The organism is Acidovorax facilis, assembly GCF_023913775.1.
In the GTDB taxonomy this organism is placed as follows: Bacteria; Pseudomonadota; Gammaproteobacteria; order Burkholderiales; family Burkholderiaceae_C; genus Acidovorax; species Acidovorax facilis.
In genome coordinates, this window is record NZ_JAMXAX010000105.1 from 1 (window position 1) to 21,256 (window position 21,256).

At 66.3% G+C, this 21,256-nt stretch carries 22 protein-coding genes and 1 pseudogene; 17 read left to right on the forward strand and 6 right to left on the reverse strand.

The window, feature by feature from the left end; genetic code table 11:
- The 7 genes and pseudogenes from NFX52_RS22310 to NFX52_RS22340 all read left to right on the forward strand — a co-directional run.
- Positions 1–239: hypothetical protein (locus NFX52_RS22310; RefSeq protein WP_252635826.1), on the forward strand; the 239-nt coding region annotated here is incomplete at its 5' end.
- A gap of 29 nt (positions 240–268) precedes the next feature.
- Positions 269–839 (forward strand): annotated as a pseudogene (gene cobO, locus NFX52_RS22315) (cob(I)yrinic acid a,c-diamide adenosyltransferase).
- Positions 840–897: 58 nt separating this feature from the next.
- On the forward strand, positions 898–1,854 hold the full coding sequence (gene cbiB / locus NFX52_RS22320; protein ID WP_055395241.1) for an adenosylcobinamide-phosphate synthase CbiB: 957 nt from the start codon (positions 898–900) through the stop codon (positions 1,852–1,854).
- Positions 1,851–2,921: an aminotransferase class I/II-fold pyridoxal phosphate-dependent enzyme gene (locus NFX52_RS22325; RefSeq protein ID WP_055395243.1), complete on the forward strand. Its 1,071-nt coding sequence runs from the start codon at positions 1,851–1,853 to the stop codon at positions 2,919–2,921. Before cbiB ends, NFX52_RS22325 begins: the two co-directional genes overlap by 4 nt.
- Positions 2,918–3,712, forward strand: coding sequence for a HipA family kinase (locus tag NFX52_RS22330; RefSeq protein WP_055395248.1), 795 nt, complete (start codon positions 2,918–2,920; stop codon positions 3,710–3,712). The genes NFX52_RS22325 and NFX52_RS22330 overlap by 4 nt, the downstream gene beginning before the upstream one ends.
- The gene (locus NFX52_RS22335) at positions 3,699–4,091 is read left to right on the forward strand and encodes a DUF3037 domain-containing protein (protein ID WP_055395250.1); all 393 of its coding nucleotides are present in this window, start codon (positions 3,699–3,701) and stop codon (positions 4,089–4,091) included. Before NFX52_RS22330 ends, NFX52_RS22335 begins: the two co-directional genes overlap by 14 nt.
- Positions 4,092–4,126: 35 nt before the next feature.
- On the forward strand, positions 4,127–5,581 hold the full coding sequence (locus tag NFX52_RS22340) for a cobyric acid synthase (protein WP_055395252.1): 1,455 nt from the start codon (positions 4,127–4,129) through the stop codon (positions 5,579–5,581).
- Positions 5,582–5,612: 31 nt separating this feature from the next.
- Here NFX52_RS22340 and NFX52_RS22345 read toward each other — a convergent pair whose 3' ends face one another.
- Positions 5,613–6,401, reverse strand: a complete 789-nt coding sequence (locus NFX52_RS22345; protein ID WP_055395254.1) for a class I SAM-dependent methyltransferase — start codon at positions 6,399–6,401, stop codon at positions 5,613–5,615.
- Here NFX52_RS22345 and cobT point away from each other — a divergent pair.
- Positions 6,400–7,464, forward strand: coding sequence for a nicotinate-nucleotide--dimethylbenzimidazole phosphoribosyltransferase (cobT, locus tag NFX52_RS22350; RefSeq protein WP_055395257.1), 1,065 nt, complete (start codon positions 6,400–6,402; stop codon positions 7,462–7,464). The genes NFX52_RS22345 and cobT overlap by 2 nt on opposite strands.
- Positions 7,465–7,485: 21 nt before the next feature.
- On the opposite strand, the gene NFX52_RS22355 is transcribed toward cobT, so the two are convergent.
- On the reverse strand, positions 7,486–8,619 hold the full coding sequence (locus NFX52_RS22355; RefSeq protein ID WP_238385503.1) for a GGDEF domain-containing protein: 1,134 nt from the start codon (positions 8,617–8,619) through the stop codon (positions 7,486–7,488).
- 256 nt (positions 8,620–8,875) lie between these two features.
- Here NFX52_RS22355 and NFX52_RS22360 point away from each other — a divergent pair, with 256 nt between their 5' ends.
- The 6 genes from NFX52_RS22360 to NFX52_RS22385 all read left to right on the forward strand — a co-directional run bounded on the left by NFX52_RS22360 (position 8,876) and on the right by NFX52_RS22385 (position 14,818).
- Positions 8,876–9,952: an ABC transporter ATP-binding protein gene (locus NFX52_RS22360; RefSeq protein ID WP_055395261.1), complete on the forward strand. Its 1,077-nt coding sequence runs from the start codon at positions 8,876–8,878 to the stop codon at positions 9,950–9,952.
- 61 nt (positions 9,953–10,013) lie between these two features.
- Positions 10,014–11,306, forward strand: coding sequence for an ABC transporter substrate-binding protein (locus tag NFX52_RS22365; protein ID WP_055395263.1), 1,293 nt, complete (start codon positions 10,014–10,016; stop codon positions 11,304–11,306).
- Positions 11,307–11,488: 182 nt separating this feature from the next.
- Positions 11,489–12,400: an ABC transporter permease gene (locus NFX52_RS22370; RefSeq protein ID WP_055395265.1), complete on the forward strand. Its 912-nt coding sequence runs from the start codon at positions 11,489–11,491 to the stop codon at positions 12,398–12,400.
- Position 12,401: 1 nt separating this feature from the next.
- A complete protein-coding gene (locus NFX52_RS22375) occupies positions 12,402–13,289 on the forward strand; it encodes an ABC transporter permease (RefSeq protein ID WP_055395267.1) in 888 nt (295 codons plus the stop codon).
- 13 nt (positions 13,290–13,302) lie between these two features.
- Positions 13,303–14,064 (forward strand): GntR family transcriptional regulator, encoded by a 762-nt coding sequence (locus tag NFX52_RS22380; protein ID WP_055395268.1) that lies wholly within the window; start codon positions 13,303–13,305, stop codon positions 14,062–14,064.
- A gap of 16 nt (positions 14,065–14,080) precedes the next feature.
- A complete protein-coding gene (locus NFX52_RS22385) occupies positions 14,081–14,818 on the forward strand; it encodes an aspartate/glutamate racemase family protein (RefSeq protein ID WP_055395269.1) in 738 nt (245 codons plus the stop codon).
- Between the two features lie 184 nt (positions 14,819–15,002).
- Here the strand turns inward: NFX52_RS22385 and nth are convergent, their stop codons facing one another.
- Both nth and NFX52_RS22395 read right to left on the reverse strand, forming a co-directional pair.
- A complete protein-coding gene (gene nth, locus NFX52_RS22390; RefSeq protein ID WP_055395271.1) occupies positions 15,003–15,641 on the reverse strand; it encodes an endonuclease III in 639 nt (212 codons plus the stop codon).
- A gap of 87 nt (positions 15,642–15,728) precedes the next feature.
- Complete coding sequence (locus NFX52_RS22395; RefSeq protein ID WP_055395273.1) at positions 15,729–16,205, reverse strand: AraC family transcriptional regulator; 477 nt, start codon at positions 16,203–16,205, stop codon at positions 15,729–15,731.
- A gap of 121 nt (positions 16,206–16,326) precedes the next feature.
- On the opposite strand from NFX52_RS22395, the gene NFX52_RS22400 reads away from it, so the two are divergent.
- The gene (locus NFX52_RS22400) at positions 16,327–17,517 is read left to right on the forward strand and encodes an aminotransferase-like domain-containing protein (protein WP_207401963.1); all 1,191 of its coding nucleotides are present in this window, start codon (positions 16,327–16,329) and stop codon (positions 17,515–17,517) included.
- A gap of 7 nt (positions 17,518–17,524) precedes the next feature.
- On the forward strand, positions 17,525–17,752 hold the full coding sequence (locus tag NFX52_RS22405) for a SlyX family protein (protein WP_008906148.1): 228 nt from the start codon (positions 17,525–17,527) through the stop codon (positions 17,750–17,752).
- A gap of 9 nt (positions 17,753–17,761) precedes the next feature.
- Here the strand turns inward: NFX52_RS22405 and NFX52_RS22410 are convergent, their stop codons facing one another.
- Complete coding sequence (locus tag NFX52_RS22410) at positions 17,762–18,394, reverse strand: TetR/AcrR family transcriptional regulator (protein WP_055395276.1); 633 nt, start codon at positions 18,392–18,394, stop codon at positions 17,762–17,764.
- Positions 18,395–18,449: 55 nt separating this feature from the next.
- Between NFX52_RS22410 and NFX52_RS22415 the strand changes: the two genes are divergently transcribed.
- On the forward strand, positions 18,450–20,555 hold the full coding sequence (locus NFX52_RS22415; RefSeq protein ID WP_055395278.1) for an NADPH-dependent 2,4-dienoyl-CoA reductase: 2,106 nt from the start codon (positions 18,450–18,452) through the stop codon (positions 20,553–20,555).
- A gap of 102 nt (positions 20,556–20,657) precedes the next feature.
- Here NFX52_RS22415 and NFX52_RS22420 read toward each other — a convergent pair.
- Positions 20,658–21,256: 3'-5' exonuclease (locus tag NFX52_RS22420; protein ID WP_252635827.1), on the reverse strand; the 599-nt coding region annotated here is incomplete at its 5' end.

Genomic DNA, 21,256 nt, shown 5'->3' on the forward strand with positions numbered 1-21,256 from the left:
CGCCGCCCGCCCAGGCAGAAGCACCACCTTCCGCGCCCGCCGTGCCTACCATGGGCGTGTTGCTGGAGCGGCAGCCCGAGCGCAAAGCCCCCGACGCCGTCAAAGAGCCCAGCCCCGTGGAGCGCATGGCGGGCATCGTGGCCCTGCTGGTCATGGCTCTGGTGGCGATGGCGGGCGCCGCGTGGCAGGCGCGCCGTCCGTCCTCGCTGTCTTCCCCGTTGCAACCGGCCGGCGTGTGATGCCCGGTCTCTCTGAAAGAATCGACACCATGCAGATCGAAACCCCGCCCACCGAAAAACGCTACGAAAAGCCCGAGGGCGAACGCCGGGGCATCGTCATCGTCAACACCGGCGACGGCAAGGGCAAAAGCACGGCCGCCTTTGGCCTGGCGCTGCGCGCCCATGGCCGGGGCAAGGCCGTGAAGATCTTCCAGTTCATGAAGGTGCCCACCGCGCGTTTTGGCGAGCACCGCATGTTCGAGCAGATTGGCCTGCCCATCGAGGGGCTGGGCGACGGCTTCAGCTGGAAGAGCAAGGACCTGGAGCACTCGGCCCAGCTCGCGCGCGACGGCTGGGAGAAGGCGCGCGCCGCCATCCTGTCGGGCGAGCATTTTCTGGTGGTGCTGGACGAGATCACCTACCCGCTGATCTACGGCTGGCTGCCGCTCGACGGCGTGTTGCAGACCCTGCGCGATCGGCCCAAGGACGTGCACGTGTGCCTCACCGGCCGCCGCTGCCCCCCCCGAGATCATCGAGCTGGCCGACACCGTGACCGAGATGCAGCTGATCAAGCACGCGTTCAAGGCGGGCATTCCCGCGCAGCGCGGCATCGAAGATTAGTGAGGCCGCCGTGTCCGACCACTGGCTTTTGTTGCTCACACCCGCCGGGGGCTGGCCCATGGTGGCGGTGTGGATCGGCGTGCCGCTGCTGGCGCTGGCGGTGGACTGGTGGCTGGGCGAGCCGCCCGCTGCCTGGCACCCGGTGGTCTGGATGGGGCGGGCGCTGCAGTGGTGGGGTGAGCGCCTGGCGCCCCGGATGCCAGTGGCCCGAGATTTCAAGCTATTTTGGCGCGCAGCGCTTGTCTGGTGTGCGCTGGCTGCTATTGTTTTTATACTCGGTTGGGCGGCGCAGAAGCTGGTGCTGATGCTGCACGGTTTTGTGGCGGCGGCGTTGCTGGCACTGCTGCTCAAGCCCCTGCTGGCCTGGCGCATGCTGCACGATGAAGTGCTGGCGGTGGAGGTGGCGCTAGGCCAATCGCTGCCCGCCGGGCGTGCGCAGCTGGCCCGGCTGGTGAGCCGGGATGTAAGCGCGCTCACTGCCGTGCAGGTGCGCGAATCGGCCATCGAGTCGCTGGCCGAGAACCTCAACGACTCCGTGGTGGCGCCGTTGTTCTGGTTTGCGCTGCTGGGCCTGCCGGGCGCTGCGCTGTACCGCTTTGCCAATACGGCCGATGCCATGTGGGGTTACCCGGGCATGCGCGGCGGGCGGTACTGGCAATGGGCGGGCAAGTGGGCGGCGCGGGCGGACGACGTGCTGTCGTGGGTGCCTGCACGCATCACGGCCTTGTTGTTGGCGGTGGTCGCCAAGGGCCTGCCTTTTTCCACTCTGGCCCGCCAGGCGCGCAAGACGCCATCCCCCAACAGCGGCTGGCCCATGGCGGCCATGGCACTGGCGTTGAACGTGCGCCTGGCCAAGCCGGGTGTGTACACGCTGCACAGCAAGGGCGGCCGGGTTGGGCCACTCGATACGCGTCGTGCCGCGCGCCTGGGCACTCAGGTGGTGCTGGCGATGGTGCCGGTGGCGGCCGCCCTTCAGCTGCTGGTCCTGGTTGCCTTTGCCTGGGTGCATGCATGACATTCCCAGGTCCTTTTTGCTTGCCTGTGCAATTGCATGGTGGGCCGGACGCTGCGGGCATCCCGGTGTTTGATTTTTCGACCAACAGCAACGCCTGCGGGCCCTGCCCGGAGGCGCTGCACGCCCTCCAGTCGGCCGATGCCACGCGCTACCCCGACCCGGCCTACACGGCCCTGCGCGAGGCCCTGGGCGCCTTCCACGGCGTATCGCCAGGGCGCATCGTGCTGGCGGCCAGTGCCAGCGAGTTCATCCACCGCATCACCGCGCTGGCCGCACAGCAGGGCGCAGTGCAAGTAGCGGTGCCGCCGCACAGCTATGGGGACTACGCCCAGGCCGCGCAGGTGCGGGGGCTGGAAGTGCTGCGCAGCGGTGGTGCCGCGGCGGGTTTGCAATGGGCGTGCGAGCCCTCCAGCCCTCTGGGTGTGGAGGATTCCTCGTTGCGCGGTTGGCGACAAAGCGATGCCGACGTTGCCTGGCGTGTGCTCGACTGCGCGTATGTCCCCCTGCGGCTCGATGCGGAGGGCGCATGGACGGGCGCGCCGTCGCCGCGCATGCCCTCGCCCTGCTGGCAGCTCTGGACCCCCAACAAGGCCCTGGGGCTGACGGGTGTACGTGCCGCCTATGCGATTGCGCCACCAGACTGTGAAGAGCAGGCGCTGGGGCTGACGGCCCTGGCGTCTTCCTGGCCTGTGGGCGCCCACGGCGTGGCACTGCTGCAGGCGTGGACGCAGGCCACCGTGCAGCAATGGCTGGTGCACAGCCTGCGCACTCTGGGCGATTGGAAGGCGCGCCAGCAGACGCTGTGCACCGATCTGGGCTGGGCTGTGCACTCACGCAGCCTGGCCAACTATTTCTGCGCGCAGCCCGCCACCAACACGTTGCAAAGCGATCTGGCCGCGCTGCGAGCCAGCGGCATCAAGCTGCGGGATGCGACGTCGTTCGGCCTCCACGGCACCGTGCGCCTGGGGGTGCTGGCGCCCGCGGCACAAGATGCGCTGCAGGCCGCATGGCAGGCGCTGCCGGGCCGTACCATCCCGCATTCCATCGGATCGAGGGAGACCTTGTGAGAACCATCACCGTCAACCGCTACGTCACGCCGCTGCGTGAAGGTGGCTCCATGCCTGCCATCGTCGAGGGCGACGACCTGGGCACCTACGTGCTCAAGTTCCGTGGCGCAGGGCAGGGCGTGCGCGCACTGCTGGCCGAGATCATTGCGGGCGGCATCGCCCGTGCGCTGGGCCTGCCCGTGCCCGAGATCGTGCTGGCCCAGCTCGACCCCGCCCTGGCGCAGACCGAGCCCGATCCCGAAATCCAGGACCTGGTACGGGCCAGCGGTGGCCTGAACGTGGGGCTGGATTACCTGTCGGGCGCGCTCAATTTCGACCCGGCGGTGGATGTGGTGTCGGATGATTTTGCCTCGCGCCTCGTGTGGTTCGATGCCTTGGTGGGCAATGTGGACCGCACTGCGCGCAACACCAATCTGCTGATGTGGCACCGCCAGCCCTGGCTCATCGACCACGGTGCGGCGCTGACCTTTCACCACGCCTGGAACGGCACGGTGGCCCTGCCCGCCAAACCTTTTGCGCCCATTGCCGACCATGTGCTGCTGGCCCGGGCCACGCTGCTCGCGCAGGTGGATGCCGAGCTGGCCGCGCGCCTCACGCCCGAGGTGGTGGCGGGCATCCTGGCCGAGGTGCCCGACGAGTTCTTGTTGCTGGCCGGTGCAGATCACGAAGAAGGCCTGCTGACCGCTGCCCCTACCCACCGCCAGGCCTATGTGGACTACTTCTGCGCCCGCCTGGCCGGGCGCGCCACCTGGGTGAATGCACTGAAGGAGGCCGTCGATGCACGCGCCTGAGGTGTATGACTACGCCATCGTGCGCGTGGTGCCGCGCGTGGAGCGTGAAGAGTTCATCAACGCGGGCGTGATCCTGTCGTGCCAGCGCACCGGCTTTTTGCAGGCTGCCATCGCGCTCGATGAAGCGCGTCTGCTGGCCATGGACCCGCACGCCGACATCGACACCGTGCGCCGCCACCTGGCCGCCATCGTGGCCATCTGTGCGGGCGACGAAGGCTGTGGCCCCATTGCGCGCCTGCCGTACCGCCAGCGCTTTCACTGGCTCACCGCCAAACGCAGCGCCATCATCCAGACCTCTCCCGTGCACACGGGCCGCTGCACCGATGCGGCTGCAGCACTTGAACACATCATGGACCGCATGGTCCGCCCACTGCCTTGACTGAAAACTCTGCTCCCCAATTGGCCCGTTGTGTGATGGTGCTGGGCACCACCAGCGGCGCCGGCAAAAGCTGGCTCACCACGGCGCTGTGCCGCTACTACAGCAACCAGGGTCTGAAGGTTGCTCCGTTCAAGGCACAGAATATGAGCAACAACGCACGTGTGGTGTCGGGCCCTGCAGGTGTGATGGGTGAAATCGGCAGCGCCCAGTATTTCCAGGCCCTGGCTGCGCGTGCCGAGCCTGAGGTGCGCATGAACCCGCTGCTGCTCAAGCCCGAGGCCGACACGCACAGCCAGGTCGTGCTGATGGGGCAGGTGAGTGCCGAGCTCACGGCCATGCCCTGGCGCGGCCGCAGCGAAAAGGTGTGGCCGCAGATCGCTGCAGCGCTGGATGCACTGCGTGCCGAGAACGACGTGGTGGTGATCGAGGGCGCCGGTTCGCCCGCAGAGATCAACCTGCACGCCAGCGACATCGTCAACATGCGCGTGGCCCGCCATGCCGATGCTCGCTGCCTGCTGGTGACCGACATCGACCGGGGCGGCGCGTTCGCCCACCTGTACGGCACCTGGGCACTGTTGCCCGAGGACGAGCGCGCGCTGGTCCATGGCTTTGTGCTCAACAAGTTTCGCGGCGATGCCAGCCTGCTGGCGCCTGCGCCGCAGATGCTGCAAGACCTCACGGGTGTGCCCACCGTGGCCACCATCCCCATGCAATGGCGCCACGGCCTGCCCGAGGAGGACGGCGTGTTTGATGACCGCACCTTGTCAGCGGGCGCGGTCCACACCACCGTGGCCGTCATCGCCTACCCGCGCATCAGCAACCTGGACGAGTTTCAGCCGCTCAAGAACGTGCCCGGCGTGCGCCTGATCTGGGCGCGCAGCCCGGCCGACCTGGCGGGCCTCAAGCCCACCGACTGGGTGGTGCTGCCGGGCTCCAAGTCCACCGCTGCCGACCTGGCCTGGCTGCGCGCGCAAGGGCTGGACCAGGCCATTGCCCATCACGCGGGGCAGGGCGGCACGGTGCTGGGCGTGTGTGGCGGCCTGCAGATGCTGGGCGAGGCATTGATCGACACCGCAGGCATCGACGGCAATGCGCCGGGCCTGGGCCTGCTGCCGCTGGTCACCACCTTCGAGGTTGCCAAGACCGTGCAACGCACCCAGGCGCAGTTTGGTGCGGTGTTGGGGGCCTGGGCTGCGCTGGCGGGTGTGTCCGCCACGGGCTACGAAATCCACCACGGCCAGACCGCCCAGCACCCGGCCATGGCTGCCAAGGGCGATGTGGCGCGCGAGGTCATCCCCGGCATCGCCTGGCAGAACCCGGCAGGCAACGTGCTGGGTGTGTACCTGCACGGCTTGTTCGAGGATGCTGCGGTACTGCACGCGCTGTTTGGCGCGCAGGCGCCCACGCTGGACAGCGTGTTTGACGGACTCGCAGGCTTCCTGAGCACCAGCTTCACACCGGGCGTGCTGGATGCGCTGGTGGCGCCTTAGCTCGCCGGATACCGTGGCGCCATTCAGCCCCTCACACCCGTTCGCAGTGGCAGGCGAGGGTGGTGTACGGAAAGCGCACGTTGTCCTGCCCGCGCAGCGCGGGGTGTCGGGCTATCAAAGCCTCGATCTGGGCGCGCACCGTAGCGCGTTCGGCATCCGGCAGGGCCGCGATAAAGCTGATCGACATGAATCGGTCCACGATGACCTGCTGGGGTGGCCCCACATGCTCGTGGGTCAGCCGGGTCTCGACCAATGGGCCGAAACCGGGGTGCGGAAAGGGCTTGCGCCAGTCGCCCTTGTAGAAGCGCGGGGCATCGCCCTCGTAGGGCGTGATGATCGTGGTGAGCTCGGCCACCCAGTCCACCGACTCATCGCGCACGTTCCACACCAGTCCCAACTTGCCGCCCGGCCGCAGCACGCGGTGGAATTCGTCCAGGGCTTCGCGGGTGGCAAACCAGTGGAAGGCCTGTGCACAGACCACGGCATCCAGCGCGCCGGACGGCAGCGGAATGGCCTGTGCCGTGCCCGCCACGGCGCGCACCGTGGGCAGTTGCAACGCTTCGATCTTGGCGCGCATGGCGTCCACGGGCTCCACGCCCACCACCGTGGCCCCGGTGGTTGCGAGCAGCGCGGTGAACTTGCCGGTGCCCGCGCCCACATCGGCCACCTCGCGACCGGGGCCCAGCCCCAACGTCTGTGCCAGCCAGGCCGACAGCGCCGCCGGGTAGTCCGGCCTGCCGCGCGCGTAGGCCTGCGCTTCTTTTTCAAAACCCTGCTGTGCCGCTTTGTGCACGGCGTTCTTTGTGTTCTCCATCACCATGACCTCACCTTTCGTACTTCCATCCGTTGCTGACCTGCATGATGCCGCGTTGGCCAGCCGCCTGCAGCACGTCATTGACCACAAGACCAAGCCCCTGGGCTCGCTGGGCCTGCTGGAGCGCCTGGCGCAGCGCCTGGGCGTGATTCTGGGCACCGAATCCCCCGTGCTGCATGCCCCCCAGATGCTGGTGTGCGCGGGCGACCACGGCCTGGCCGCGCGGGGTGTCTCGGCGTTCCCGAGCGATGTGACCTGGCAGATGGTGGAGAACTTTCTGGCGGGTGGCGCGGCAGTCAGCGTGCTGGCCCGCCAGCATGGCCTGGGCCTGACGGTGGTGGACTGTGGCGTGGCCAAGCCCATTGCGGCGCGTGATGCAGTACCCGGCCAGCCCCGCTTGTTGCTGCGCAAGGTGGCACCCGGCACGCAGGATGCCTCCGTCGGCCCGGCAATGAGTGCCGAGCAATGTGCCCAGGCGCTGGCCAACGGGGTGGAGGTGGTGCGTGCCCTGCCAGGCAACGCCTTGCTGCTGGGCGAGATGGGCATTGCCAACACCTCGGTGGCGTCGCTGCTGCTGGCGCGCCTGGCGGGGGTGCCGCTGGCCGAGGTGACGGGCGCGGGCACGGGCCTGGACGCCGCTGGCATCGAACGCAAGCGCGCAGTGCTGCAGCAGGCGCTGGATGCCAATGCGGGCGCCACCAGCCCTCTGGAGGCCCTGGCTGCCCTGGGGGGCTACGAGGTGGCCACGCTGGTGGGGGCGGTGCTGCAGGCAGCGGCCGAGCGGCGCGTGATTGTGGTGGACGGCTTCATCACCAGCGCGGCCGTGCTTGTGGCCAGCCGCATTGCGCCGCAGGTGCTGCAGCGCTGCGTGTTTGCCCACCGTTCGGGCGAACGGGGCCACAGCCTGATGCTGGCGCAGATGCAGGCCGAGCCCTTGCTGGACCTGGGCTTGCGCCTGGGCGAGGGGTCGGGCGCGGCACTGGCCTGGCCGTTGCTGCAATCGGCCTGCGCCGTGTTGCGCGAGATGGCGAGTTTTGAATCGGCCGGCGTGGCCACGCAGACAGCCTGAACTTCCGAACTGGGAGAGGTCTTAGCCCACCACGGTGCGGTTGCGGCCTTCTTCCTTGGCGCGGTACAGCGCGGCGTCGGCGCGGGAGAGCATGGCGTCCAGGGTCTCGTGTGACCCAGACCAGCTGGTCAGTCCGATGCTCACCTCGCAGTCCAGCGGGTGGCCCGAGGCCAGCGTGGCGTGGATGCGCTGGGCCACGGCCAGGGCGGCTTGCGCGTCGGCTCCTGGCAGCAGCACCAGAAATTCCTCGCCCCCGTAGCGGCCCAGGCGGTCGGCGCGGCGAAGCACCTGGCGGGTGCGCTCGGCAAAGTGCACCAGCACCGCATCGCCATGCTGGTGGCCGCGTGTGTCGTTCACCGATTTGAAGTTGTCCAGGTCCACCATCATGATGGATGGACCGTTGCCGTAGCGCTGCGCGCGCTCCAGCTCGTCCTCGCAGCGCTGCAGCAGCGCACGGCGGTTGAGGGCCTGGGTCAGCGAGTCATAGGTCGCGAGGTGTTCCAGCTCTGTGCGCAGCCGGTCCGTGGCCATCAGCACCGCGCCGATGGACAGCATGAGCACGGTAAGCGCATAGGCGCCGATATACAGGGTCTGGAGCAGCGAAGGTTCCATCAGGTCGTTGCCCGCGTGCCCAGCCAGGATGGAGCCCAGCCGCACGGCCAGCACCAGCATGTGCAACGCCAGCACTACCTCCACCAGCCGCACCGGGAAGTTGCGGCCCCCGTGCCGCCGCATGAAGTGCAGTTGTATGGCGTACAGCACTCCCATCACCATGGTGAAGAAGCCCACTCGCACGGCATAGTTGGGCCAGCCGTAGGTCAGCCAGACAAACACCACTGTGGTACCCATCATCACCCAGTTCCAGGTGCGCCATGTAGCGGGCTGGCCCATGAACTGCCGGGTGCCCATGTAGTAGGTGACCGAGCCCAGCACCAGCAGCTGGTTGGCCAGCACCAGGCCCAGCCAGTCGGGGATGGCGCCGCGTGCGCTAAACAGCACCGTGGACATCAGCCATAGCAGCGGCGCTGCGGCCCAGCCACCCACGCCCCGGATGCTTGGCGGGTAGTGCCGCCGCATGAACAGCAGCACCATGGCCATCACGGCGGACATGAAGCCCGCCAGGGCAATCATGGAGCGCGGGTCAAGGTTCGTCATGCGGCAGACAAGAGAAGGGGGGATGCGATGACGTAATAAATTGTTTCAGACGTGAGGCCAGTATAGCCAAGCACCCGGAGTGCACGGTCCTGTTCGCGCTGTTTCGGTGCATGGTTTGCCCGGGGTGGGACCAGTGGCACCGTGGGCGCGAATCGGTATGGGGCACCGATGTGCGCCGTGTTGGTGCAGTTTGTATGCAAAGTGCTTAAAACATTGTGTACAAAAGTTGGCATGGGCCTTGCGTGGGGAATACGCCATGCAAAGTACTCCTCCTGCGCCTACCCCCGCAGCCATCGAAATCATTGCGCTCACCAAGCGCTATGCCAGCGGCAAGCCTGCCGTGGATGCGATCAACCTGCGCATTGCCAGCGGCAGCTACTGCTGCCTGCTGGGCCCCTCGGGCTGCGGCAAGAGCACCACGCTGCGCATGATCGCAGGGCATGAGTCGGTGACCAGCGGCGACATCCTGCTGGAGAACCGCAACATCACCGACCTGCCTGCCGCTGCACGCGGCACGGCCATGATGTTCCAGAGCTTTGCGCTGTTTCCGCACCTCTCTGCGCTGGACAACGTGGCCTTCAGCCTGAAGATGAAAGGCGTGGCCAAGGCCGAACGCCAGGCCAAGGCGCGCGACCTGCTGGAGCGCGTGGCCCTGGGTCATCTGTCCGAACGCAAACCAGCGGAACTTTCGGGCGGGCAGCAGCAGCGTGTGGCGCTAGCCCGTGCCCTGATCACCCAGCCGCGTGTGCTGCTGCTCGATGAGCCGCTGTCGGCGCTCGACCCCTTCTTGCGCATCCAGATGCGCGCCGAGCTGCGACGCTGGCAGAAGGAACTGGGCCTGACCTTTATCCACGTCACCCACAGCCAGGAAGAAGCCATGGCCCTGGCCGACACCATGGTGGTGATGAACCACGGCGTGATCGAGCAGGTGGGCAGCCCGCACGAGGTCTATAACCGGCCCGCCAGCGAATTCGTGGCGCGCTTCATGGGCGGGCACAACGTGATCGACACGCCCGAAGGCAAGGTGGGCGTGCGCACCGACCACTTGCAGATTACCCCCGCCAGTGCCGAATTGCCCTGGGGTGCCCAGCGCATGCAGGCCGTGGTGACCGATGTGGAGTACCAGGGCACCTACGTGCTGCTGGGCCTGCAAAAGCAGGGCGTGGCCCTGTCGGCCAACGCCACGGCGGCCTATTCGGTGATGGTGTCTGAAGCCGCCTTTGCCGCGCAGCCCTACCAGGTGGGGCAGGGCGTGCAACTGCATTGGACACCTGACCAGGCGCACCCGCTGTCCATGCCTGCTCCCGCTCCCGCAATGGCCGTAGCCGCCTGACCGCGTCGCCACGCCTCCTCTTTTTTCACCCGTCCCCTTCCGCAACCCAAGGAGTTTTCCCATGTCCGATGCTTCCCGTGCTGATTCCCCTGTTGTTGTCCCTGAAGCCACTGGTGTGGCGCGCCGCTCGCTGCTCAAGGGCACGGCGGGCATCCTGGCCGCTGGCATGTTCCCGGCCGTGCATTCGCAGGAAAAGATCGTGCTGCGCTACCTGGGCACGGCGGTGAACCAGGACAAGGCGATTGCCGAGAAGTTCAAGGCCGACACCGGCATCGAGATCCAGTACGTGGCCGTGACCACAGACGACGTGACCAAGCGCGCCGTCACCGCGCCCAACAGCTTTGACCTGATCGACACCGAGTACTTCTCGCTGAAAAAGATCGTACCCACGGGCAACCTCAATGGCATCGATACCAAGAAGATCAAGAACGCCGACAAGATCACCACGCTGTTCACCACCGGCATGGTGGCGGGCAAGGCCGTGGGCGACCAGGGCACCGCGCCCAAGAAAGTGATCTACCTGGAAGGTGAGAAGTCCAAGAAATTCGCGACTGCGCCCACGCAGTTCATGAGCCTGATCCCCACCGTGTACAACGCCGACACGCTGGGCATCCGCCCCGACCTGATCAAGCGCCCCATCAACTCCTGGGCCGAGCTGCTCAACCCTGAGTTCAAGGGCAAGACCGCGATCCTGAATATTCCTTCGATCGGCATCATGGACGCCGCCATGGTGGTCGAGGCCATGGGTATCTACAAGTACCCCGACAAGGGCAACATGACCAAGAAGGAGATTGATCTCACGATCAAGACCCTGATCGAGGCCAAGAAGCAGGGCCAGTTCCGCGCGCTGTGGAAGGACTTCAACGAGTCGGTGAACCTGATGGCATCGGGCGAGGTGGTCATCCAGTCGATGTGGAGCCCCGCCGTCACCGCCGTGCGCACCAAGGGCATCGCCTGCAACTTCCAGCCCCTTAAGGAAGGCTACCGCGCCTGGGCCGCAGGCTTTGGCCTGCCCGCCACGCTGAGTGGCCGCAAGCTCGATGGCGCGTACGAGTTCATCAACTGGTTCCTCGACGGCTGGGCCGGTGCCTATCTGAACCGCCAGGGCTACTACAGCGCCGTGCTGGAGACCGCCAAGTCCAAGATGGAAGCCTACGAGTGGGCCTACTGGATGGAAGGCAAGCCCGCCACGCAGGACATCAAGAGCCCCAATGGCGATGTGCTGGCCAAGGCCGGTGCAGTGCGCGACGGCGGCAGTTATGAGTCGCGCATGGGCGGCATCGCTTGCTGGAACGCGTTGATGGACGAGAACAACTACATGGTGCAGAAGTGGAATGAGTTCGTCGCTGCATAAGGAGTGCACCCCCTGAGGCGCTGTGCGCCTTCACCCCTCTCTCGACCCGCTGCGCGGGTCGGGAGGGGGACGCCCCCGGTGCGGCGGGGCGGCCCTTGCACGGGGGCACTGGTCTTGGGCAGCGTCAGTCTCAAGAGCAAGCGCCGAACGGTAGACCTTTGAATTCATTGATTGCAAACACCATGAGCACGACCACACAGTCCTTACCTGCTGCAGCTGTCCCCGGCCGCAGCATTGCCGCCTGGTGGCAGGCTGCGCCGTTCACGCTGGTGTTTGCGCTGTTTTTCCTGATTCCGCTGACGTTGATCGTGATGGTCAGCTTCTGGGACTTCAATGAGTACGAGTTGCTGCCGGGCTTCACGTTCAAGAACTACGTGTCCATCTTTGACGGCTGCAGTGACGTGTCCGACGGGCTGTGCGTCACGCTCAAGACGTATTGGTCCACGCTCAAGTTCAGTTTTCTGGTGTGGCTGATCACGCTGGTGATCGGCTTCACCGTGGCCTATTTTTTGGCCTTCCATGTGCGCTCTTCGGGCATGCAGACGCTGCTGTTCGTGCTGTGCACCATTCCGTTCTGGACATCGAATGTGATCCGCATGATCTCGTGGGTGCCGCTGCTGGGACGCAATGGGCTGGTCAACCAGACGCTGATGGGCATGAACCTGATAGAGACGCCCGTGGAGTGGCTGCTGTTCTCGGACTTCTCGGTGGTGCTGGCCTTTGTGCACCTCTACACCATGTTCATGATCGTGCCCATCTTCAACAGCATGATGCGCATCGACCGCAGCCTCATCGAGGCGGCCAGCGACAGCGGCGCCAGTGGCTGGCAGACGCTGTGGAACGTGATCGTGCCGCTGTCGCGCACCGGCATCATCATCGGGTCCATCTTTGTGATCACCATCGTCATGGGCGACTTCGTCACCATCGGCGTGATGGGCGGCCAGCAGATCGCCTCCATCGGCAAGATCATCCAGGTGCAGACGTCCTACCTGCAGTTCCCGCTGGCGGCGGCCAATGCGGTGATTTTGCTGGCGGTGGTGCTGATGATCATCTGGGGCCTCACGCGCCTCGTCGATATCCGCAAGGAGCTGTGAGATGAAAGTGCGCGATTCCCGCCCCGCCAGCTTCTGGCCCCTGGCCATCTTCTTTGCGCTGTTCGTGCTGTTCATGTACGGGCCCATGTTCGTCATCTTCATCCTGAGCTTCCAGGGGCCCGAAGGTGGGCTCACGTTTCCTATGCGCGGCGTGTCGTTGCACTGGTTCACCAAGCTGGCCGAGGGCCTGGGCGTGGTGGACATCGGTGCGGCGCTGTGGCGCTCACTGGGTCTGGGTGTGGCGGTGATGCTGTGCACCGTGGTGTTGTCGGTGCTGGCCGGGCTGGCGTTTCGCAAGCGGCTGGCGGGCGGCAACACGCTGTTCTTCATCGTGGTGGCCAGCCTCATCATGCCGTCCATCATCGTGTCGCTGGGCATCGGGCTGGAGTTTCGGCTCATCGACAACGGCATCAAGGCGGCGCTGGAATGGCTGGGCATGGAGAGTGCGCTGGAGGGCTACGGCACGTCGCTGGGCCTGTTCACCTCGGCCCTGGGCGCGCACCTGACCTGGACGCTGCCGTTTGGCCTGCTCATCATGTTTGCGGTGTTCAACCGTTTCAACCCTGCGTACGAAGAAGCCGCACGCGACCTGGGCGCCACGCCCTGGCAGGGCTTTGCGCACGTGGTGCTGCCGTTGATTGCGCCTTCGGTCGTGGGCATTGGCATGTTCGGCTTCACGCTCAGCTGGGACGAGATCGCCCGTACCTCGCAGGCCATCGGTGATGTGAACACGCTGCCGCTGGAGCTGCAGGGCCTCACCAGCACAGTGACCACTCCCTCCATCTACGCATTGGGAACGCTGACCACCGTGGTCTCCTTCGTTGTCATGGGTATCACGCTGGCGCTGGTGTGGGCCTTGGGCCGCAGGCGCAAGGGCCGTTCGGGGTAAAAACGGCACCCTTATGACGACCACCCTCCCCAAGCCCCGGCGCGCGCGCGCTGCGGTCACCGAACCGCCCGTGCAGCCCGACACGACCGGCCAGCTCAGCGACAACGACATGTACGACCGCATGGTGTCGGCCATCCTCGACCACCGGCTGCCGCCCGGCACCAAACTGGTGGAGGACAAGCTGGCGGCAGCGTTTGGTGTCTCGCGCACGCGGGTGCGGCCTGTGCTGGTGCGGCTGGCCAACGAGCAGGTCGTTACGCTCACCCCCAACCGGGGCGCGTCCATCGCCCAGCCCACACCGCAAGAGGCGCTGGAAGTGTTCGAGGCCCGCCGCTTGCTGGAGCCGCGCCTGGTGGAGCTGTTCATCGCCAACGCCACCGACGCCGACATCGCCGCGCTGCGCACCTGCATCGACGACGAAGAGGCAGCCCGCGCCAGTGGCGACATGCGCCGCGCCATCCGCCTGTCGGGCGACTTTCACCTGCACATCGCGCAGGCGGCCGGGCACCAGACGCTAGGCCGCATCCTGCGCGAGCTGGTCTCGCGCACCTCGCTCATCCTGATGACCTACAGCCCCAGCCATGCGCGCGAACGCGAAGAGGCCACCGCCTGCGGCTGCCGCGAGCACCGGGCGTTGATTGATGCGATCCGCCTGCGCGATGCGCGCGAGGCCGCGCGCCTCATGCTCAAGCATTTGGCGCGCATTGAAACGCAGCTGGAGTTCACGCCACCGGCTGCCGACGCGCCCGACCTGGCGCAACTGCTGGGCGCCTGAATCCTGCCACCTTGTGATGCGCCAACTGCTCGTCATCAACCCCAATACATCGGCCAGCGTCAGCGCCTTGCTTCAGCGGCATGTGCAGGCTGCAGCGGGCTTGCATGTAGCGGTGCGCACAGCCACGGCGCGTTTCGGCGCCCCCTACATCGCCTGCGAGGCCAGCTATGCAGTGGCGGCCCACGCCGCGCTGGATGCCTGGGCGAATGAACTGTCACAACACCAGCCGCCGCCTGATGCCGTGCTGATAGGCTGTTTTGGCGACCCGGGCCTCATGGCGCTGCGCGAAAGCAGCCCCGTGCCTGTGACTGGGCTGGCCGAAGCATCTTTCATCGAAGCCGCTCGCCACGGGCGCTATGCCATCGTTACGGGCGGCGAGCGCTGGGGGCCCATGCTGCAGCGCCTGGCACAGGCGCTGGGCCACGCGCACGCGCTGGCTGGAATCCACACCGTGGCACCCACCGGCGCTCAGCTGGCCGCCGACCCCGAAGCCGCCCGCACGCTGCTCGCCCAGGCCTGCCGTGACATGGTGCGGCAAATGGGTGTGCAGGCCGTCATCCTGGGCGGGGCGGGGCTGGCCGGCATGGCTGCTCTGGTGCAGCCGCAGGTGACGGTACCGGTGATCGATAGTGTGGTGGCTGGTGCCACCTGGGCGCTCCGTGCGCACCCCGTGCCTCCAGAGCGCAAAGTGCCTGGATTCAATGTGGCGTGGGCGGGGGTGTCGGGGGAGATGACAGCGCTGGGTCACGCGTGAGATTGCACAAGACGTCCTGGATAAAGCCGCAACGTTTTGCGGCACCTTGCCGATGGATGTCGGCAACGGCTATTGCGCGGGTATCCGGCAGCCCGTCGAGTAAAAAATCAAGTGAAATATGCTTCTGACGCTCAATCGTAAAGCGCTTGTGGCTATCAAAAAAGTAACAAATCAGGATGTTTGATCAAGGCGCCAACGTCTTCGGCTGGTAGTCGCAATACCTGCTCACCGCACACTCCCAGCAGCGCGGCTTGCGTGCCTGGCACACGTAGCGGCCGTGCAGGATGAGCCAGTGGTGCGAATCCACCGCATACTCGGCGGGCACGCGCTTCATCAGCTGCAGTTCCACTGCCAGCGGGTTCTTGCCGGGCGCGAGGCCCGTGCGGTTGCTTACGCGAAAGATGTGCGTATCGACCGCCATGGTCGGCTCGCCGAAGGCCACGTTCAGCACCACATTGGCCGTCTTGCGGCCCACACCGGGCAGGGCTTCCAGGGCTTCGCGCGTGCGCGGCACCTGGCCCCCATGCTGCTCCACCAGGATGCGGCAGGTCTCCATCAGGTTTTTGGCCTTGGTGCGGTACAGGCCGATGGTCTTGACATAGCCCTCCAGTCGCTCAAGCCCCAGGTCCAGGATGGCCTGCGGCGTGCCCGCTACCGGGAACAGCTTGCGCGTGGCCTTGTTCACGCCCACGTCCGTGGCCTGGGCCGACAGCAGCACGGCAGCCAGCAGCTCGAACGGCGTCGTGTATTCGAGCTCCGTGTTGGGCATGGGGTTGGCGGCCTTCAAGGTGGCAAAGAAAGGCTCGATGTCAGACGTCTTCATGGGGGCGGGGTGTGTCGTTTATGTACTGCGGCATGCGGGGCTGCGCCCGCGCCTGCATCGTTTTCGCGAGGGTTAGAACGAACTGCCTCAGTGGGTGCGCTGCACCGCCAGGCACAGCCAGCAGGGGAACGCGCCGGTGGCGGGGTTGACGGCAAAGTCTTCGTCGTAGACCTCGATGGCGGGCCGAGGGGCAGCTTCCCAACCTGCGGGGATCTGGCCCGGGGCCATCATGCTGGCCCAGGCCGCGCCGATCTCGGGCCCGGTACCGACGAAACGCAGGCAGGCGTAGTCGCCACCGGCAAAGTCCTGGATCATGGCCTCCGTGCCGGTGCGCAGCCCCACGCCCACCTGCACGCAGGCGTCGTAGCGGCATTGTGCGGGCGGGGTGCATGCGGGGTTGTCCAGGCTGATGCCGTAGTACTTGGGGCGTGGCTCGCTCAAACGATTTGCTTCGCACCAGCGGCCGAACCGCTCCCAAAGTTGCGTGAGCGATGGGCCATATGGGCCTGTCTGGCGCATATAGGCAAGGCGCATGCGGGGCAACTGACGGATTTCGAGGGGCATAGTTAGTCTCGGTAGTTGTGCGGTCGGCCAGGTTTTTGCCCCTGCAGTCTAAGCCGCAGGAAACCTGCACGGCAATTGGCGACAATGCGCAATCCTTTGCCAATCATCTTCCGTCCACGCCATGCAATTTGCCGACCGCCTGAACAACGTAGAAACCTCCGCCATCCGTGAGCTTTTCAAGCTGCTGGGTAAGCCCGGCATCATCAGCTTTGCGGGAGGATTCCCGGACAGCGCGATGTTCGACGTGGAAGGCATCCGTGCAGCCAGCAATGCCGCCCTGACCGAAGAACCCGGTGCCGCGCTGCAATACGGCGCCACCGAAGGCTACAACCCGTTGCGCGAACAACTGGCCGCCTTCATGGCCAGCAAGGGCGCACAGGATGTGGCGGCCGACAACCTGATCGTCACCACCGGCAGCCAGCAGGCGCTGGACCTGCTGGGCAAGACCCTCATCAGCCCCGGCGACAAGGTGATCGTGGAAGGCCCGACCTTCCTGGCCACCATCCAGTGCTTTCGCCTGTATGGCGCCGAACTCATCAGCGCGCCCATCGATGGCAACGGCGTGAAGACCGATGAGCTGGAAAAGCTCATCGCCGAGCACAAACCCAAGTTCGTCTACCTGATCCCCACCTTCGGCAACCCCAGCGGTGCCATGCTGAGCCTGGAACGCCGCAAGGCCGTGCTGGAGATGGCCGTCAAGCACAACACGCTGATCGTCGAAGACGATCCTTATGGCGACCTGTACTTTGGCGATGCACCCCCGCCCAGTCTGCTCAACCTGTCGGCCACCGTGCCCGGCAGCCGCGATCTGCTGGTGCACTGCGGCAGCTTGAGCAAGGTGCTGTCGCCCGGCCTGCGCGTGGGCTGGATGATTGCCCCCGCCGAGCTGCTGGGCAAAGCCACCATGTGCAAGCAGTTCAGCGACGCGCACACCAGCACCTTTGCCCAGGCTACGGCCGCGCAATACCTCAAAGCCGGCCGCATGCCCGGCACGCTCGCCCATGTGCGCAAGGTGTACGCCGAGCGCGCCCAGGCGATGGGCGACGCGCTGCGCAAGGAGCTGGGCGACGCGGTCGATTTTGTGCAGCCGCAGGGCGGCCTGTTTGTGTGGGCGCGCCTGACGGGTGCGGGCGGCAAGGTGGCCGACGGCAACGTGCTGGCCAAGCGCGCCATTGAAAAGGGCGTGGCCTTTGTGCCCGGCACGCCGTTTTTCTGCGCCAACCCGGACCACGCCACCTTCCGCCTGTCGTTCGCCACGGCTGATGTGGACAAGATCCGCGAAGGCGTGGCGCGCCTGGGCCAGGCCATCTGAAGCGTCGATGTCCGACACCAACGATCTCGCCAACGTTCTCCAGCGCCTCGAAAGCCTAGAGATCAAGGCCAGCTTTACCGAAGACCTGCTGGACCAGCTGAACATGACCATCTACCAGCAGCAGCAACTGATCGACCGGCTCACGCACGAGGTGATTCAGTTGCGCCAGCAGGCGCCCGAAGGCGGCTCGAACGGCCCGCGCAACCTGCGCGACGAGCTGCCGCCGCATTACTGATCTAGAGATCTAGGCTTTCACGGACCGCCAAGCCGCGTCCGCCAGCTCTGCGCGGTACATCGTGGGCGAGGGCAGGCCGCCCTGGCCTGCATTGCCTGACAGCCACGCCCTGCAATAGCTCTGCACCGGCCCCATCACCAGCGAAGGCATCAGCTCGCACGGCAGGTCGCGCAGCGCGCCCGACCGGCGGTGGGGCTCGAACCAGGCCACCAGCGCCTGGTTGCGGCGCCGCGCTGCTTCGGCCAGGTCGGGCGTTCGCGGGCTCGCGGCCACGGCGCCCCGGGCCTGGAAAAGAAAACGCGCCCGCTCGGGCTGCGCCACCACCCAGTCCAGATAGCCCGTGACCAGGGCCAACACTCCCGCCTCCACGCCCTGGGCGGCATCGAGTTGCGCCTGCACGCTGCGCGACTGGTCGTGGTAGATGTCGAAGAACAATGCTGCCACGATGCCGTCGCGGTTGCCAAAGTGGTGATAGATGCTGCCCACGCTGGCCCCGCAGCGGGCACGTACGCCGTCGATGGTGACCGCATCCACGCCGCCTTCGGCAGCGCAGGCGAGGGCGGCGTTCAGGATGTCCTGGCGGCGGTCGGTGATGGCCTCGGCAGGGGCTGTGGAGGGGTTGGGGGTGATTCGGCTTGCCATGGAAGTAGATTCTAGAATAAAGTTCTAGAAAAACCTTCTACTCCCACGAGACACCATGTATTCCTCCGCCACCACCGCGCCAGCACCTGGTGCTTCCACGCTGCCCAACCCCGGCGCCGCCCTGTATCCGCACCTGCTCGCGCCGCTCGACCTGGGTTTCACAACGATCAAGAACCGGGTTTTGATGGGCTCCATGCACACGGGGCTGGAGGACGGGCGCGACCTCTCGCGCATGGCGGCGTACTTCCGTGAGCGGGCCGAGGGCGATGTGGGGCTGATCGTGACGGGCGGCTTTGCGCCCAACATCGCGGGCTGGGCCAAGCCGTTTGCGGGCACGCTGGCGACCTCGGGCGCCGCCAAACGCCACCGCGTGGTGACCGACGCCGTGCACGGTGCGGGCGGCAAGATCGCGCTGCAAATCCTGCACACGGGGCGCTACGCCTACCATCCGCTGGCGGTGGCGCCCTCGCGGCTGCAGTCGCCCATCTCGCCGTTCACACCGTTCGCGCTGTCGGCGCGCGGGGTGGAGCGGCAAATTCGTGCGTTTGTGAACTGTGCCGTGAAAGCGCGCGAGGCGGGCTACGACGGCGTGGAGGTGATGGGATCGGAGGGCTATTTCATCAACCAGTTCCTGTCGCAAACCACCAACCTGCGCACCGACGCCTGGGGCGGCGACTACAGCCACCGCATGCGCCTGCCGGTGGAGATCCTGGCCCGCATGCGCGAGGCCGTTGGCAAGGACTTCATCATCATCTACCGCCTGTCGATGATCGACCTGGTGCCCGGCGGCAGTGCGTGGGACGAGATCGTCACCCTGGGCAAGGCCGTCGCTACGGGCGGGGCCAACATCGTCAACACCGGCATCGGCTGGCACGAGGCGCGGGTGCCCACTATTGCCACCAGCGTGCCGCGCGCAGCGTTTGCCTGGGTCACGCAGAAGATGAAAGCCGAGTTTGCGGCGGCGGGCATTGCCACGCCGCTGGTCACCTCCAACCGCATCAACACGCCCGAGGTGGCCGAGCAGGTGCTGGCCGATGGCTGCGCCGATATGGTATCGATGGCGCGGCCGCTGCTGGCCGATGCTGCGTTTGTGAAGAAGGCCGCGCAGGGCCGGGCCGACCGCATCAACACCTGCATTGCTTGCAACCAGGCCTGCCTGGACCATGTGTTCCAGAACAAGACCAGCAGTTGCCTGGTGAACCCACGCGCTTGCCATGAGACAGAGCTGGTCTACCGCCCGGTGTCGTCGCGCAAGCGTGTGGCGGTGGTGGGCGCCGGGCCAGCGGGCCTGACCGCCGCCACCGTGGCCGCCGAACGCGGGCACGAGGTGCATCTGTTCGACGCCGCGCCCGCCATCGGTGGCCAGCTCAACATGGCCAAGGTGATTCCGGGCAAGGAAGAGTTCCACGAAATGCTGCGCTACCTGGCCACACGCGTGGAAGACACGGGCGTGCAACTACACCTGAACGAGCGCGTGTTGGCCGCCGATCTGGTGGGCTTTGACGAGGTCATCGTCGCCACAGGGGTGGAGCCCCGCGACCCGAAGATCCCCGGCCAGGACCACCCCAAGGTGCTGAGCTACATCGACGTGCTGCGCCATGGCAAGCCGGTGGGCGAGCGCGTGGCCATCATCGGCGCGGGCGGCATTGGTTTTGACGTGGCCGAATTCCTGACGCATGGCGACCACCCTTCCACCACGCTCGACCTGCCCGCGTGGAAGGCCGAATGGGGCATCACCGACCCGGCTGAGGCGCGCGGTGGCCTGGCCGCCAGCGGCCCGCGCGTGACGCCCCCTGCACGGCAGGTGACGCTGCTGCAGCGCAAGAAGGGCAAGCTCGGCGCGGGCCTGGGCAAGACAACGGGCTGGATCCACCGCACCACGCTCAAGATGAAAGAGGTGCAGATGGTGAGCGGCGTGAACTACGAGCGCATTGCCGACGAGGGCCTGCTGGTGTCATACGGCGACAAGCGCGAAGACCCCACCTGGATTGCGTGCGATACCGTGGTGCTCTGCGCCGGGCAGGTGCCCCTCTTCAGCCTGGCGCAGGAACTGGAGGCTGCCGGCCGCAAGCCGCACCGAATTGGTGGCGCGCTGGAAGCGGGCGAGCTGGATGCCAAGCGTGCTATCGACCAGGCGGCGAGGCTGGCGGCGCGTTTGTGAGGGGAGTGCGGCCAGAATCTAAGCGAAATTGGCTGCTAGCGCTTGATAGGTAAGCGCTGCCAGCTACTGTTTTGATAGTAAATCGTCGGATTCCGACTCGGCTCACCGCGCTGCAGAAACTTCCAGCGCGTTGAACACCCGCAGCGCTGCCCACGCATCGTTGGCTGCGTAGACAAGTTGGGCCTCAGTCAGCCGGGCGTTGGCCCAGTTCGATGTCGCGGCTTTCTTGGACTTGATGAAGCGCTTGTTGAACAGCACGGCCACGGCGCCTTTCACGCCCATGTCTTTGCGGTAACCACGCTGGCGGAACACGGTGTTGAGCTCCAGCACATCGGCTGGTTGCACGCCCAGTTTGTGCTGGATGCGTTTGGTGTCATCCCCCAGCCCAAAGCCCGCCTTGGTCACGCCGCGCAGGGCCAGCAGCTCGGCCACGCGGGCACGGCAACCGGGGTCGTGCAGCTGGAACACCCAAGCGGTTTCCAGCGTGGCCAGCTGCACGATGTGGGGCCCGTCGGACTGTTCGCCCTGCACAAAGGTGGGTTTGGATTCGGTGTCGAACCCCCAGGCGCTGGCCGCTGCCAGGGCATTACAGGCCTTGTCGGCCTGTTCTGGGGTGGCAACGAGGCTGATGCGGTCCGTGCCCAGGCGCTCGAAAGGTTCCAGCAGGGCGATCTGGTCTTTGTCGGGGGTGCTGCGGTGGG